The 14,345-nt window shown below is 61.3% G+C and carries 13 protein-coding genes; 6 read left to right on the forward strand and 7 right to left on the reverse strand.

The genetic code is table 11. The features are described 5' to 3' along the window. Window positions 1-3: 3 nt before the first annotated feature. The 3 genes from IB266_RS15015 to IB266_RS15025 are packed head-to-tail and all read left to right on the forward strand — an operon-like array spanning window position 4 to window position 3,422. Entirely contained in the window at window positions 4-1,446 is a 1,443-nt protein-coding gene (locus tag IB266_RS15015) for a CpaF family protein (RefSeq protein ID WP_192261647.1), read from the forward strand. Next, complete coding sequence (locus IB266_RS15020; protein WP_060741206.1) at window positions 1,443-2,429, forward strand: type II secretion system F family protein; 987 nt, start codon at window positions 1,443-1,445, stop codon at window positions 2,427-2,429. Before IB266_RS15015 ends, IB266_RS15020 begins: the two co-directional genes overlap by 4 nt. Before the next feature lie 27 nt (window positions 2,430-2,456). Continuing rightward, window positions 2,457-3,422 (forward strand): type II secretion system F family protein, encoded by a 966-nt coding sequence (locus IB266_RS15025; RefSeq protein WP_103310913.1) that lies wholly within the window; start codon window positions 2,457-2,459, stop codon window positions 3,420-3,422. Between the two features lie 979 nt (window positions 3,423-4,401). Here IB266_RS15025 and IB266_RS15030 read toward each other — a convergent pair. The 5 genes from IB266_RS15030 to IB266_RS15050 all read right to left on the reverse strand — a co-directional run bounded on the left by IB266_RS15030 (window position 4,402) and on the right by IB266_RS15050 (window position 8,318). Continuing rightward, window positions 4,402-4,671, reverse strand: coding sequence for a DUF3613 domain-containing protein (locus tag IB266_RS15030; protein ID WP_060741209.1), 270 nt, complete (start codon window positions 4,669-4,671; stop codon window positions 4,402-4,404). Window positions 4,672-4,693: 22 nt separating this feature from the next. Further along, window positions 4,694-5,407, reverse strand: a complete 714-nt coding sequence (locus tag IB266_RS15035) for a hypothetical protein (RefSeq protein ID WP_192261648.1) — start codon at window positions 5,405-5,407, stop codon at window positions 4,694-4,696. Window positions 5,408-5,463: 56 nt separating this feature from the next. Beyond that, complete coding sequence (locus IB266_RS15040) at window positions 5,464-6,687, reverse strand: type II and III secretion system protein family protein (protein ID WP_060741210.1); 1,224 nt, start codon at window positions 6,685-6,687, stop codon at window positions 5,464-5,466. Between the two features lie 482 nt (window positions 6,688-7,169). Further along, entirely contained in the window at window positions 7,170-7,499 is a 330-nt protein-coding gene (locus tag IB266_RS15045; protein WP_192261649.1) for a hypothetical protein, read from the reverse strand. Window positions 7,500-7,691: 192 nt separating this feature from the next. Next, complete coding sequence (locus IB266_RS15050) at window positions 7,692-8,318, reverse strand: alanyl-tRNA editing protein (RefSeq protein WP_192261650.1); 627 nt, start codon at window positions 8,316-8,318, stop codon at window positions 7,692-7,694. A 90-nt stretch (window positions 8,319-8,408) separates the two neighbouring features. On the opposite strand from IB266_RS15050, the gene IB266_RS15055 reads away from it, so the two are divergent. Next, window positions 8,409-9,407 (forward strand): LysR family transcriptional regulator, encoded by a 999-nt coding sequence (locus tag IB266_RS15055; protein WP_060741212.1) that lies wholly within the window; start codon window positions 8,409-8,411, stop codon window positions 9,405-9,407. 168 nt (window positions 9,408-9,575) lie between these two features. Here IB266_RS15055 and IB266_RS15060 read toward each other — a convergent pair whose 3' ends face one another. Then, complete coding sequence (locus IB266_RS15060) at window positions 9,576-9,983, reverse strand: PA2817 family protein (RefSeq protein ID WP_003204309.1); 408 nt, start codon at window positions 9,981-9,983, stop codon at window positions 9,576-9,578. Between the two features lie 116 nt (window positions 9,984-10,099). Then, complete coding sequence (locus IB266_RS15065; protein ID WP_192261651.1) at window positions 10,100-12,547, reverse strand: acyl-CoA dehydrogenase; 2,448 nt, start codon at window positions 12,545-12,547, stop codon at window positions 10,100-10,102. Window positions 12,548-12,920: 373 nt separating this feature from the next. On the opposite strand from IB266_RS15065, the gene IB266_RS15070 reads away from it, so the two are divergent. Both IB266_RS15070 and IB266_RS15075 read left to right on the forward strand, forming a co-directional pair. Beyond that, the gene (locus IB266_RS15070) at window positions 12,921-13,580 is read left to right on the forward strand and encodes a transglutaminase-like domain-containing protein (RefSeq protein WP_192261652.1); all 660 of its coding nucleotides are present in this window, start codon (window positions 12,921-12,923) and stop codon (window positions 13,578-13,580) included. Between the two features lie 44 nt (window positions 13,581-13,624). After that, a complete protein-coding gene (locus tag IB266_RS15075) occupies window positions 13,625-14,248 on the forward strand; it encodes a glutathione S-transferase family protein (protein WP_060743154.1) in 624 nt (207 codons plus the stop codon). Window positions 14,249-14,345: the final 97 nt, after the last annotated feature.

Consider the following 14,345-nt stretch of genomic DNA (forward strand, 5'->3'; position numbering starts at 1 on the left):
CCCATGATCAGCGACTTTCGTAACCGCTTGCGCAAACAGCCCGCCAAACCTGGTGCCGCCGCGGGCGCCCAGCCCGGCGATGGCTTGCCGGACCCGACGGACGCCTTGATGGCCTGGGAGCAGGCCATCCCGGACGTGCTGTATGAAACCCGCAGCCAGGTCACGCCGGTGGAGGCCGAATGGCGGGAAAAGATCTACCAGCAACTGCTCAAGGTCATGGACCTGTCGTTGCTCGATGCCCTCGAGCAGGCCGAGGCCACGCGGCAGATCCGCGATATCTGCCAGCGCCTGCTCGAGGAACATTCGGCGCCAGTGAGTACCGTCAGCCGGCAATTGATCATCAAGCAGATCACCGACGAAGTGCTCGGCCTCGGGCCGCTGGAACCGCTGTTGGCCGACCATAGCGTGTCCGACATCCTGGTCAACGGGTTTGCCTCGGTCTATGTCGAGCGCTTCGGCAAGCTGCAACGCACCGACGTGCGTTTTCGCGACGATCAGCATTTGCTGAACATCATCGACCGCATCGTGTCCAGCCTGGGGCGCCGTATCGACGAGTCTTCACCGTTGGTGGACGCCCGGCTCAAGGACGGTTCGCGGGTCAACGCGATCATCCCACCGCTGGCCATCGACGGTCCGAGCATGTCGATCCGGCGCTTCGCGGTGGACCTGCTCAATACCGACAGCCTGATCCAGGTCGGCACGATGACCCCGGCCATTGCCTTGCTGCTCAAGGCTATTGTTCGTGGGCGCCTGAACGTGCTGATCTCCGGCGGGACCGGCAGTGGCAAGACCACCATGCTCAACGTGCTCTCCAGTTTCATCCCCCACAACGAGCGCATCGTCACCATCGAGGATTCGGCCGAGCTGCAACTGCAACAGCCCCACGTGGTACGCCTGGAAACCCGGCCGTCGAACATCGAGGGGCGTGGCGAGGTGAGCCAGCGGGAATTGGTGCGAAACAGCCTGCGCATGCGCCCGGACCGGATTGTCATCGGTGAGGTGCGTGGTGCCGAGGCGATGGACATGCTCACGGCGATGAACACCGGCCACGACGGTTCGCTGACCACCATTCACGCCAACACCGCACGGGATGCGCTGGGGCGAATCGAGAACATGGTGTCGATGACCGGGGCGACATTTCCGATCAAGGCCATGCGTCAACAAATTGCCTCGGCCATCGATGTGGTGATCCAACTGGAGCGTCAAGAAGACGGCAAGCGACGCGTGGTGAGCATGCAGGAGATCAACGGGATGGAAGGGGAGGTCATTACCATGACCGAAATTTTCTCCTTCGTGCGCCAGGGCATCGGCGAGCACGGCGAGGTGCTCGGGGAGTATCGGCCCAGCGGCATGATCCCGGCCTTCCGCGATGTGCTGGCCAAGCGCGGCATCGAGTTGCCGCTGACCTTGTTTCGCCCTGAGTGGATGGAGGGCCGCACGTCATGAACAATATCCCCAGCGAGTTCATCCTGATTTTCCTTGGCATGGTGTTCATCGCCGTGTTCCTGCTGTCCCAGGGCGTGGTGGTGCCGGTGTTCGGCGAAGCCGGCAAGATGCGCAAGCGTATTCGCGGGCGCCTGCATGTGCTGGAGAAGGCCAACCACTTGCCCAACATGCAAACCGTGTTGCGGCAGAAATACCTGACGCGCCTGTCCCCCCTGGAAGCCCGCCTGGAACAACTGCCGTTCATGGCCAACCTGACGCAGTTGATCGAGCAGGCCGGCCATGAATACCGGGCTTATCGGGTCATGCTGCTCGGTCTGGTCCTGGGGGTGGCGGCCGGTGCCTTGGTGCTGATGGTCTCGCCGGTCTGGTGGATGGCGCTGCTGGCGGCATTTGCACTGACCTGGGCGCCGGTGTTGAAAATCCTGCGTGACCGCAACAAGCGCTTCGCCGCGTTCGAGGAAGGTTTGCCGGATGCGCTGGACGCCATGTGCCGGGCCTTGCGCGCCGGGCACCCGTTCAATGAAACCCTGCGTCTGGTCGCCGAGGAGCACAAGGGGCCGGTCGCCCAGGAATTCGGCATGACGTTTTCCGACATCAACTATGGCAACGACGTGCGCCGGGCCATGCTCGGGCTGCTGGAGCGGATGCCGAGCATGACGGTGATGATGCTGGTGACCTCGATCCTCATCCACCGCGAGACCGGCGGCAACCTGACTGAAGTGCTGGAGCGCCTGAGTCGGCTGATTCGCGGGCGTTTCCGGTTCCAGCGCAAGATCAAGACGTTGTCGGCGGAAGGGCGCATGTCGGCGTGGGTGCTGGTGGCGATCCCGTTCGTGCTGGCGATCGCCATCGTGCTCACCAGCCCCAGCTACATGCCCGTGCTGATCAATGACCCCATAGGGCACAAGCTGATCATCGGCGCGTTCTGCGCCATGTTGATCGGGATTTTCTGGATAAGAAAGATCATCCGGATCCAGGTTTAAGCGCTGTTGCGCCGAGAGGTTTCAGTCATGGACTTTTTGCTCGGATTGTTGAGTCGGTTGACCGGTAACGAAGAACTGGCACGCCTGTTGTTCATCGCTGCGATTGGTCTCAGCACAGTGCTGGCGGCCGTCGCGCTCCTGCTATTGATGCTGGGCCTGCAGGATCCGGTGCAGCGGCGCCTGGCGCTGATCAAGCGCGGTTACGCTGGCAGCACGGTGGGGCAGGAGGCGCCCAGTAACCTGCAGCTGCTGTTGGAGCGGGTCGGCCAGCGCTTTGCTTCGACCGACCAGGCCCACACGTCCGCCACCCAGACCTTGCTGACCCACGCCGGTTACCGGTCTGCCTCGGCGGTGCAGATGTATTGGGCCGTGCGCCTGATGTTGCCGTTGTTGCTGGTCGGCATTGCGTTGTTGCTGCTGCCGATGGTCAAGGTTTCAGTGGCCATTGGTCTACTGGCGGTAACCCTCATCGCAGGTATCGGCTGGTTGCTGCCGGCGATCTACGTCGGCAAACGCAAGCAGGCGCGCCAAGGCCGGCTGCGCGCGGCGTTCCCGGATGCACTGGACCTGATGGTGGTCTGTGTCGAGTCGGGCCTGGCCTTGCCCACGACGATTGAGCGGGTGGCTGAAGAGATGTCGGTCAGCCAGGTTGAGTTGGCCGAGGAACTGGCGTTGGTCAATGCGCAGATCCGGGCGGGCATCACCAGTACCGAGGCGCTCAAGCAACTGGCCGTGCGCACCGGCCTGGAGGATATCCAGGGCCTGGTCAGCCTGCTGGCGCAAAGTATCCGTTTCGGCACCAGCGTGGCCGATACCCTGCGGATCTACGCCGATGAGTTTCGCGACCGGCGTACCCAGGCCGCGGAAGAAATGGGCGCCAAGATCGGCACCAAGCTGATCTTCCCGCTGATCTTCTGCCTGTGGCCGAGCTTCTTCCTGGTCGCTATCGGCCCGGCCATGATCGGCGTGTTCAGGGCCTTCGGGAATATGTAGACCGGTGAGTGTCCATGAGTCTTGTGTTCACCACAGGCCCATTGTGGGAGCGGGCTTGCTCGCGAAGGCGGCCTGACGGCTGGAGTTGCTCTTGTTGACTGAGTACATATCCATTGCTGCGGTAACGGCTGCTTAGGGTTTCGCCCTGACGGCGACTCACTTTCGAAAATCCGGAAGCCGGCCCAGGCGAAAGTTAGCAAAGCGCTTTTTGCCCCACCACTCGGTGCCTCGCCCAGGCTCGGCATGCCCGAACGAAGGCATTGCTCCGTGGGCCCGCCGCGAAGGGCCATCCATGGCCCAGCGCGGCTATCCCGGCATCCATGCCGGGATGCCCACTACGCAATGCCTACGTTCGGCCATCGTGGTTAACGGGGCGCCCGAGATCAACATCCACCCCGAGGCGGCCTAGTAGCCGACCTGGCTCTCGCGGTCGTACACCCCATCTGTTTGAGCAGAACCTGTGGCAGCAAAGCTTGCTCGCGATAGCGGTGGGTCAGTCCATGAAGATGTTGGCTGTCAGTCTGCCTTCGCGAGCAAGCCCGCTCCCACAAGTGATCTGGGGTGTTCATGAGTCTTGTGTTCAGCACCGGCCCATTGTGGGAGCGAGCTTGCTCGCGATAGCGGTGGGTCAGTCAATGAAGGTGTTGGCCGTCAGTCCGCCTTCGCGAGCAAGCTCGCTCCCACAAGTGATTCTGGGTGTTCATGAGTCTTGTGCTCAGCACAGTCCCATTGTGGGTGTTCATGAGTCTCTTGTGCTCAGCACAGCCCCATTGTGGGAGCGAGCTTGCTCGCGATAGCGGTGGTTCAGTCAATGAAGGTGTTGGCTGTCAGTCCGCCTTCGCGAGCAAGCTCGCTCCTACAGGTTTGCTCCTGTGATCTGCCGACCGTTCAAACCAAAAGACCACAGCCTCCGGGAGTGCCTACATTCGATCCAATGTAGGCACTCCCGGAGGCTGTGGTCTTTCGTTTGCCGCGTGTTTCATTTGCTGCTGGTGATTTCTCCACCCGAGTCCTGGTCAAAGAACTCCGGGATCGGGTAGTTGAAGCTGTTGAGCCAACGCTGCATGGCCATCTCGCGTTCGGCGGCCGAGGCGGTTTGCAGGTTGGTGGAGGCCACCACGCCGCGAATCTGCAGTTGCATCCAGCTCTCGGTGCCTTGCTGTGCGGCCGAGGAGGGGCCTGGCTCAATGGCCCAGGCGGCGGTGGACAGGCTCACCATGCACACGATCATCAATTGTTTGGTCATCATTTCTTGAACTCCTCGTAACGCTCTACTTGATTGCGCCGGTTGAAGCATCGACGACCTCGGTCAGGCGGTTGGCGGGTGACATCGCTGCCTGAGAGGCCGAACCCCTGATTTTTTCCGCACGGGCTTGGGCATCTGCCACTTGCTGGGGACTGAGCTTGGCCATGTTCGCGAGCTCGGCGGCCTGCTTCCAGTTGTCCTGATAAATCAGCAGGGTCACCATGTTGAGCGCGGCCAGCGTGTCGGACTGCTGGAGCTCCATGGCGGTCATGAACTCGAAGCGGGCTTCTGCAATGCGTCGCTGATTGAGGTAGACAACCCCCAGGTCATTGCGGATCTTGCCTTCGGTCGGGGCCATTTTCGCGGCGTGTTCGAGGTATTGCGTCGCGGCCGCGTTGTCATTCTTGGCAGCCGCCAACTGACCCAGGCCATGTTCACCGTCAGCGGCCAGGCATGTCCCCAGCAGGCTTTTGTACAGCGGTTCGGCCTCGTTGCGGCCCATCAGGCGCAGTACCCGTGCCTTGCGCAGGCGGACCTGGACCAAGTCTTCGGGCAAGCGTTCGAGGTTCGCCAGGCTGGCGTATAAGCGGCCCTCGTTGGCCATGTCTTCCGCCATGTTCAAGGCCAGTTCCTGGTCGGCTCCGGGCTTGGCGCAATCGGCCGTGCGTGAAGCCACCACGGCGTTGCTGGAACAACCGGCAAGCATCAAGGTCGCCGCTAATGCGATCACTGTTTTCATGGAATACCCCTTGGCGAACCGTTGGACGTCGCACGCGTTGCACACCAGGCGCCGGCTCATTGGGAAAGCCCGCTGCGGTTGTCGAACTCGCCATGTTCGAGGAAGTACATACGGTAGAAATTCGGGTCGTAATTGCGCAGTTGCTCACCCGGCAAGGTCGGCAGTTGCGCGTCGGCCGCCAACGGTTGGACCAGGTGCGGTGTGACGATCATCAGCAGTTCGCGCTCTTCGCGGTTGATGGAGTTGTCACGAAAGAACGCGCCGAGAATCGGCACGTCGCCCAGTCCTGGAAACTTGTTCACCTGGGCGCTGTTGCGGGTGCTGATCAGGCCGCTGATGACGAAACTTTCGCCATCGGCCAGGGCGATGCTGGTATCGGTACGGCGCACGGTGAGTGCTGGCACCAATGTCCCGGCGATGTTCACCGCGTTGGTGAAATCCAGCTCACTGACTTCCGGTGCCACCTTCAAGGCGATGCGATTCTTGCCGATGACGGTGGGGGTCAGGGTCAGGCGAATACCGAATTCCTTGTACTCGATGGACACATTGTCGCTGCCGGCACTGGGTACCGGGATCGGCACTTCGCCGCCGGCCAGGAAGCTCGCGCTCTGCCCGCTGAGGGCCACCAGGCTCGGCCGCGCCAGGGTATAGGCAAAACCGCTGCCTTCCAGGGCGTTGATCATCAACAGGGTCTTACCGGTGGCGAAAGACAGGTTGAACATGTCGTTATTGACCGGCAATGAAGGCCGGACAACACCGCCGATGGTGGGCAAGGTCCTCGGCGAGCCGAACAGGAAATTGCCACGGCTGCCGAAAATCGACGTCGAGGCTTCCTTGAGCTTGGTCCGGCTGACTTCAACGAAACGGATGTCGGTCTGTACCTGGGCGAGCAGCATCGGGTCTTCGGAAGGCATGCTCGCAGCGCCCGTCAGTGCCTCAGTGGCCCGGCCTTTGACAAAGACCATGCTCTGGCGCGGTATTTTCGAACAGTCGGTCCAGACCATCAGGCTGGTGGCGCCGGGCGCCAGGCCCGTGAGGATGAAGGCATCGCTGCCACTGGGTTGCACATCGGCAATTTTCGGGTCGCCGACAGCCAATTTCGTCACGGGTGCGAGGATACGCAGTTCGCTCTGGAGCCCTTGGCCGACCTCGAAGGTCGCCGGCAGATTGTCCAGTTGCGAACAATTTGCCGCAGCGGCCTGAGCCGCATCCAGGCCAAGGCCCATCCAGAACAGGCCATGAATGAAATGTTTTAAAACGGGGGCGGTGCGCTGGGTCATGAAGTGATCCTCGATAGAGAGGCCATCCTTAGGCTTAACCAGTGCCACGGATCACTTGAGAGGCCCGGGCTGCCCCTTCTATTTCATCCAACCCTTCAGCGGTCCGGGCACAGGCCTCGTTGCTACAAGCAAACGGGCGCATTACACCGGCCTGACCGAACGGCAGGCAGCTTACGAAAAAGCTTTATGGGAACCGGAATATCCGGGTTGTCGAGCAAGGAGACCGATGTCAATCAGGTCGTCTGAAGGGTGATTTGACCCTGCCTTGTTCTCGCTTCTTTTTGAAGGTAGTCCAAGCATGGCAAAGCGCCACGCCTCAAACAAAAAAAACGACTAAAAAGTGACGGAAGGAAAATTGGTGATCAGGTGACCGTCAATAATTTGTCTTTTGCGTGTTTTTCCCGTGACAGATTTACATGAGAAAGAGGGCCGCCTTGCGACGAAAAAATCAGGATCACCCCGTGGTGTATATTTTTTACGGCTTAGCGCTGGTGTTCTCCTGCAAGCGCTATCAGCAGTGCCTCAGGCTGGTCTGGCTCGTGGATCAGGCTAAGGCTCAGTTGCAGCAACGGGGCGTGGTGTGGGTGATCCGTTGATCCGATTTGGGCGACCTCGAAGACCACATAGGGGTTGTGTGGATAGGCCCGGCGAGTTTCGAAAGCTGCGCGCAATACGTTGCTCAGTCGATCGAACAGCCGTTTTTCAGAGTGATTTGAATGCTCAAGCAGTACTGCTCGCTGCCAGGCCTCAGGAGTGAACACTATGGGCAACTGAAGGGGGGGCAGTCTTTGCAGTTTGAGTGAACCGAACATGGTGTGCCTCTTTTGAGCGCGCGAAGAAACCGGCCCATGAGGGAAAGAGCCTTTCCCGTGGTGGGGTGTGGAGAAACATGAAGGGTTACCTGGGAAGCAGAACGCGCCGCTGATCGAGGTACTCGACGCCAAGGACCGGGGGCCGATCCGTCTAGGTCGAGTAGGCCCGAGAGCCGCGGGCCACGGCGGGTATCAGTCCACGTGGTAGTGAACCGACAAGGTGCCTTTCTTTTGTGAAAGCGAGGCAATGGTGACTGTTCCCAGTTCCTGCAGGCACCGTACGTGAGTGCCGCCGCAGCCATAGGCGGACAGCTCACCGAAACCGACTTCTCGCGTGCCTTCGCGCAATGCGATCAGGCGAGGCAAATCCTCGGCAATCCACTCATCGATGCCTTGCTGGATGATTGATCTGTCCAGCTCCTGAGGGTTTTCCCCAGGCTGGAATTGCACACGGCTTTCGCCGGGCCAGTGGTGGGCCTTGATCGGTTTCCAGCCACGGCTTTCGGCAAAATGGCCGATCAGGTGCCCGGCCGAGTGCAGGCGTGAATTCAATTGTCGCCGTTGCCCATCCACGCGGATCGTGGCCATGCCCGGGGCTACTGGGCGGTCGACGTAATGAATGATCTGTTGCCCGTCCTGAACGACGCGCAGTACTTGGCCGTCGTCGATCCATCCGGTGTCGCAGGGCTGCCCTCCGCCCTGGGGGTGGAACAGGGTGGCGCGCAGCACCACGGCGAATTCGTTTTCCTGGGGGCTGCAGTCCAGGACTTCCACGTTGGCCTTGAGGTCATCGCTATGGAAAAAAAGGCGAAGCGTCATGGTCCATATCCACATCAGAAATTGTGACGGGATTATAGGTAGCGTGTAAAAGGGTGATAATCCGTTCAAATTTCAAAGGACTGTTGCGTCATGAGCACAAATCTACCGTTGCCGTTGCTCGCCGAAATGGCGGTCTTCGTCAAGGTCGTGGAGACCGGCAGCTTTTCCGAAGCGGCCCGCCAGTCAGGCTCATCGCCGTCGGCCATCAGCCGCAGCATTTCTCGCCTGGAGAAAGCCCTGGCGACCCGATTGCTGCAGCGCACCACCCGCAAGTTGCGTTTGAGCGATGGCGGGGAAGAGGTGTTCAAGCGCTGCCAGGAGATGGTCGCCGCCGCTCGGTCAGTGATGGAGATCAGCGGCCAGTTCACCCAGGAAGCGGAAGGGCGCATCCGCGTCAGCGTGCCCAAGGCCGTGGGGCGTTTCGTGATTCATCCACACATGCCTGAATTTTTGCGCCGTTATCCGAAGGTCGATGTGGAGTTGTTCCTGGAGGATCGGCCGGTCGACCTGATCGATGATCACGTGGACCTGGCCATCCGGATTACCGATCAACCATCAGCCGGGCTGGTAGGGCGTCAGTTGCTGACCATTGACCACCTGCTCTGCGCCACGCCGCAATACCTGGCGGAACACGGTGTTCCCACGCATCCCCACGATTTGCTGGAGCACAGTTGCATTTACTTGGGCGAAACGCCCAATGACGCGCGTTGGAAATTCAAGAAAGGCAGCAAGTCGGTCACCGTAGGCGTGCGCGGACGCTATGCGGCCAATCACACGGGGGTACGGTTGGGGGCGGTCTTGCAGCACATCGGCATCGGTAGCCTGCCGTATTTCACCGCCCGTCACGCCTTGGAACAGGGGTTGATCGTGCAGGTGTTGGCCGACTGGACGTTCCTCGCTTCGTACCACGGTGGCTTGTGGTTGTTGCATTCGCCGACCCGCTACCTGCCGCCGAAGCTGCGGGTGTTCATTGATTATCTGGTGGAGTGCCTGGCGAAGGAGCCGACCTTGAACAAGGTGGCGGGAGGAGGGCGTTCCAGCAAGGTCGCGGCGCACTATGAGTTGCCGGAAAGTGACGGGTTGTTCTGACGGGCCCCATCGCGAGCAAGCTCGCTCCCACAGAAAGTCATGATCAACCGCAGCCAGTGTGGGAGCGAGCTTGCTCGCGATGAGGCCCGTCCAGGCAACACATTTGGGCAAGGCCAAAAAAAGGCCCGCCGGTTTAACCGTGCGGGCCTTTTGCATGACGGATCGCAATCAGTGCTTGCTGTCCTGGTCCGACATCGCCAGCAGTTGCTTTTCCTGGTTCCAGTCGAAAGGCTCGTCGTTTTGCTCGGCTTCGAAACGACGTTCTTCCAGGGCCTGGTACAGGGCGATTTCTTCGTCAGGCATGTAGTGCAGGCAGTCACCGGCGAAGTACCAGAGCAGGTCGCGAGGCACCAGGTGGGCGATCTGTGGGTAACGCACGATCACTTGGCACAGGAGGTCCTGGCCCAGGTACTGGCTTTCGATCGGGTCGACGGGCAATTGCGCGCGCAACTCGTCGAAGCGCTCCAGGAACAAGGCGTGGCTTTCTTCGGGCACTTGTTCGGCCTCACCCACGGCGACCAGGATGCTGCGCAAGTGGTCAAGCAAGACAAGGTGATCGGCAACGACATTGGACACGAGATAAGTCCTCAAGAGCAAAACGGGCGCAGGAGTATAAAGCCCTTGCGCCCGCTTTTATAGGTGAAGAGCTGTAGGTGAAGAGCTACAGGTGACGGCGTGCCTGGCCGTCAAGATCAACGGACCTTGTCTTGCGCCAGCGTCAGTTCGGCCTTGTCGAAATCATCCACGTCGATGACTTTGCGCCGCGCCGCCTCGGCCGCGCGCAAGGCCTGCGCCTCACCGGCTTGCAGCACGCCGGCCTCCAGGGCCGCATCGATGAGGGGTTCGCCAGGCGCCGGATTGAGCTGTCCCTGCTTGAGCGCACCGTGCAGTTTCTTGTGCAGCGGATGGGCGGCCGCCAGCAGGTCGGCGGCGTGTTGCAGGGCGCCCACCGGATCGTCGGTCGATTGCGGGCGATAGCAACCCTGCAGCAACTCTTCGAGAGTCGGATCACCCTTGGGCCGGCCGATGACCGCGGCCACCTCGGCGTCGAGCCTGTCGCTCGGGCCCTTGTGACGCCGACCGAAGGGGAACACCACCAGGCGCAACAGGTAGCCCAGTACCCGGTTCGGGAAGTTGCTCAGCAGTTCATCCAGCGCACGTTCCGACTGGCCGAGGCTTTCCTCCATGGCCCAGGTGAACAGCGGCGTCATGTGGTCCGGCGAATCCAGGTCGTGATAACGCTTGAGTGCGGCGGACGCCAGGTACAGGTTGCTCAAGACGTCACCCAGGCGGGCCGACAAGCGTTCGCGGCGTTTGAGCTCTCCGCCCAGCAGCATCATGCTCAAGTCCGCCAGCAGCGCGAATGCCGCGGCCTGCCGGTTGAGGGCGCGGAAATAACCCTGGCTCAAGGCATTGCCGGGGGCCTTCTCGAAATGCCCCAGGCCCAGGTTGAGCACCAGGGTGCTGGCGGCGTTGCTGACGGCGAAACCGATGTGCTTGAGCAACAAGGCATCGAACTCGACCAGCGCCTGGTCCTTGTCTTCACGGGTTGCCAGGGCCATTTCCTTGAGGACGAACGGATGGCAGCGAATGGCGCCCTGGCCGAAGATCATCAGGTTGCGCGACAGAATGTTCGCGCCTTCGACCGTGATGAAGATTGGCGCACCTTGCCAACTGCGACCCAGGTAATTGTTCGGGCCCATGATGATGCCCTTGCCGCCATGTACGTCCATGGCGTGGCTGATGCACTCGCGACCACGCTCGGTCAGGTGGTACTTGAGGATGGCCGACAGCACCGAAGGTTTTTCCCCCAGGTCCACGGCGTTGGCGGTCAACATGCGTGCCGCATCCATCAACCAGGCGTTGCCGCCGATGCGCGCCATGGCTTCCTGGATGCCTTCGAACGCCGACAACGGTACGTTGAATTGTTCGCGCACCTGGGCGTACTGGCCCGTCACCAGGCTGGTGAACTTCGCAGCGCCGGTGCCCACCGCCGGCAGGGAAATCGAGCGCCCGACCGACAGGCAGTTCATCAGCATCATCCAGCCCTTGCCGAGCATGGCCTGACCGCCGATGAGGAAGTCCAGCGGGATGAACACGTCCTTGCCCCAGTTCGGTCCGTTCATGAACGCGGCGCCCAGGGGCAGGTGACGGCGGCCGATATGCACGCCTGGGGTGTCGGTGGGAATCAAGGCGAGGCTGATGCCCAGGTCTTCCTCGTCACCCAGCAGGTGGTCGGGGTCATACGCCTTGAAGGCCAGGCCCAGGAGCGTGGCCACCGGGCCGAGGGTGATGTAGCGTTTTTCCCAGTTCAGGCGCAGGCCGAGGGTTTCCTGGCCCTCCCATTCACCCTTGCAGATGATGCCGGTGTCGGGCATCGCCCCGGCGTCGGAGCCGGCCAGCGGACCGGTCAGGGCGAAGCAGGGGATATCGTCGCCGCGGGCCAGTCGCGGCAGGTAATGGTCGCGTTGCTCGTCGGTGCCGTAGTGCAGCAGCAGTTCGGCCGGGCCGAGGGAGTTGGGGACCATCACGGTGGAGGCCAGGTCGCCGCTGCGCGTGGCCAGTTTCATCGCGACCTGGGAGTGGGCATAGGCGGAGAAGCCCTTGCCGCCATATTCCTTGGGAATGATCAGCGCGAAGAACCCGTGCTCCTTGATATGGGCCCAGGCTTCAGGGGGCAGGTCCATGGCCTGACCGATCTGCCAGTCACTGACCATCGCGCAGAGGGCCTCGGTAGGGCCGTCGAGGAACGCCTGCTCTTCCTCGGTCAGTTGCACCTTGGGGTAGGCCAGCAGCACGTCCCAGTCCGGGCGGCCGCTGAACAGTTCGCCATCCCACCACACCGTGCCGGCATCGATGGCGTCACGCTCGGTCTCGGACATGGGCGGTAGGGTTTTCTGGAACCAGTCGAACATCGGCGCGCTGAAATATTTGCGGCGCAGGTCCGGTAGCAGCAGCGGGGCCGCGACAGCCGCGAGCACCACCCAGAGGATCAGCATCAGCCAGCCGGGCGCATGGCTGAAAATGCCCATGGCCAACAGGTAGGCCGCGACGATACCCAGCGCGGGCAGCGGGGCGGTGCGCCGATGCGCCAGCCAGGCGATCCCGACAACCAGGACCAGTATCCACAACAACAGCATATGTAATCCTCCGTGAACCAAGGCAAAACCGACTTTCAGAGCTTAGACGGCATCTGCAAAACCGGCAGTCGGCGCGATGTGATTGAATTCCTGGGAAACCCTGGTTGCATTGCGCCAGTCTGGTTGGCAACAGCCGCGGGAAATCGTTCGTTAACAAGGTGAGAAAACGCCATTGTTTGGCCGGAATGCCGTTATCCCTGGGCCGGGGCGGTGGATAAACTCGAGGCAAGCCCTCCGTAGGAGCTGCCGAAGGCTGCGATCTTTTGATCTTGATCTTTCGCTTGCGATTCAACTGTCTGGGACAAGATCGCAGCCTCGTTGCACTCGACAGCTCCTACGCGGGGGTGATGTTTTTCCAGAGGTCTTTCCTTATATGCAGCAATACCTGAACCCCGGCCGCTTCATCGACAGCGATCATCCTGCGGTCATCGACTTCGCCGAAACCCACCGCGGTGCCGAGCGCGACCCGCGGGCCCAGGCGGTCAGCCTTTATTACGCCGTACGCGAGGCGGTGCGCTACAACCCCTATACCTTCAGTCGCGACCCGGCAACCCTGCGCGGCAGTTACGCGCTGGCTGCGAGTGAAAGCTATTGCGTGCCCAAGGCCACCTTGCTGGCCGGCTGCGCCCGGCATTGCGGCATCCCGGCGCGTATCGGCCTGGCGGATGTGCGCAACCACCTGTCCACCCCGCGTCTGCTGGAATTGCTCAGGAGCGACGTGTTCGCCATGCACGGTTATACCGAGCTGTACCTGAACGACCGCTGGGTCAAGGCCACGCCGGCTTTCAACCAGGGCTTGTGCGCGTTGTTCGACGTGGCCCCGCTGGAGTTCGACGGTCGCCACGACAGCGTCTTCCACCCGTTCAATCGGCAAGGGGCGAAGCTGATGGAGTACATCACCGACCATGGCCAGTTCGCCGACGTGCCCGAGGCATTCTTTTTCGAACACCTGGAGAAGTGCTACCCGCATCTGTTCGGCGAACAGGTGCCGCGCCTGCTCGGCGACATGCAGGGCGATTTGAGTCGCGCCTGATCCGGCGTATGCTGCTGCGGCATTTATCCATCGAGGACGCCGTGATGCTGAAGATATGGGGCCGGAAAAATTCATCGAATGTGCGCAAGGCACTATGGTGCGCGGAAGAGTTGGGGCTGGCCTACGAGGCCATCGATGCGGGCGGGGCGTTCGGTGTGGTGGACACGCCCGAGTACCGCGCGAAAAACCCCAACGGCCGCGTGCCGATGATCGAGGACGACGGCTTCGTGCTCTGGGAATCCAACACCATCGTGCGTTACCTGGCGGCCCGTCATGCGTCGGGTTCGGCCTGGTATCCTGCTGACGTACAGGCCCGGGCCCAGGCTGAAAAATGGATGGACTGGACCACGTCCAGCTTTGCCGCACCGTTTCGCACGGTGTTCTGGGGCGTCTTGCGCACCCCGGCCGAACAACAGGATTGGACGGCTATCCATGCGGCGATCAAGGAGTGTGACGATTTGCTGGCCATGGTCGAGCGGACCTTGAGTGAACAGCTTTACCTGTCGGGTGATGAAATCGGCATGGGCGACATTCCCTTGGGCAGTTTCATTTATGCCTGGTTCGAGATGCCCATCCAGCGCGCCGAGCGGCCTGCCGTACAGGCCTGGTACGCGCGGTTACAGCAGCGTCCGGCCTACCGCAAAGCCGTCATGACCGCGTTGACTTAATACCTACTATCAACACACTTGACTGTACTTGTGCGGCGACGCCAAGCACCATTGCCTTGGTGCGCCGTGTTGCATTGCTCGCCGCCCGCCCTTATCT

This window comes from Pseudomonas sp. Pdm06, assembly GCF_014851795.1.
GTDB lineage: Bacteria > Pseudomonadota > Gammaproteobacteria > Pseudomonadales > Pseudomonadaceae > Aquipseudomonas > Aquipseudomonas fluorescens_AA.

What these genes read in the sequence shown, in the direction of transcription:
- IB266_RS15070 (WP_192261652.1), top strand. Translation starts at nt 12,921, where the DNA reads ATGCAGCAATACCTGAACCCCGGCCGCTTCATCGACAGCGATCATCCT.
- IB266_RS15050 (WP_192261650.1), bottom strand. Translation starts at nt 8,318, where the DNA reads ATGACGCTTCGCCTTTTTTTCCATAGCGATGACCTCAAGGCCAACGTG.
- IB266_RS15030 (WP_060741209.1), bottom strand. Translation starts at nt 4,671, where the DNA reads ATGATGACCAAACAATTGATGATCGTGTGCATGGTGAGCCTGTCCACC.
- IB266_RS15025 (WP_103310913.1), top strand. Translation starts at nt 2,457, where the DNA reads ATGGACTTTTTGCTCGGATTGTTGAGTCGGTTGACCGGTAACGAAGAA.
- IB266_RS15020 (WP_060741206.1), top strand. Translation starts at nt 1,443, where the DNA reads ATGAACAATATCCCCAGCGAGTTCATCCTGATTTTCCTTGGCATGGTG.
- IB266_RS15075 (WP_060743154.1), top strand. Translation starts at nt 13,625, where the DNA reads ATGCTGAAGATATGGGGCCGGAAAAATTCATCGAATGTGCGCAAGGCA.
- IB266_RS15040 (WP_060741210.1), bottom strand. Translation starts at nt 6,687, where the DNA reads ATGACCCAGCGCACCGCCCCCGTTTTAAAACATTTCATTCATGGCCTG.
- IB266_RS15035 (WP_192261648.1), bottom strand. Translation starts at nt 5,407, where the DNA reads ATGAAAACAGTGATCGCATTAGCGGCGACCTTGATGCTTGCCGGTTGT.
- IB266_RS15015 (WP_192261647.1), top strand. Translation starts at nt 4, where the DNA reads ATGATCAGCGACTTTCGTAACCGCTTGCGCAAACAGCCCGCCAAACCT.
- IB266_RS15045 (WP_192261649.1), bottom strand. Translation starts at nt 7,499, where the DNA reads ATGTTCGGTTCACTCAAACTGCAAAGACTGCCCCCCCTTCAGTTGCCC.
- IB266_RS15065 (WP_192261651.1), bottom strand. Translation starts at nt 12,547, where the DNA reads ATGCTGTTGTTGTGGATACTGGTCCTGGTTGTCGGGATCGCCTGGCTG.
- IB266_RS15055 (WP_060741212.1), top strand. Translation starts at nt 8,409, where the DNA reads ATGAGCACAAATCTACCGTTGCCGTTGCTCGCCGAAATGGCGGTCTTC.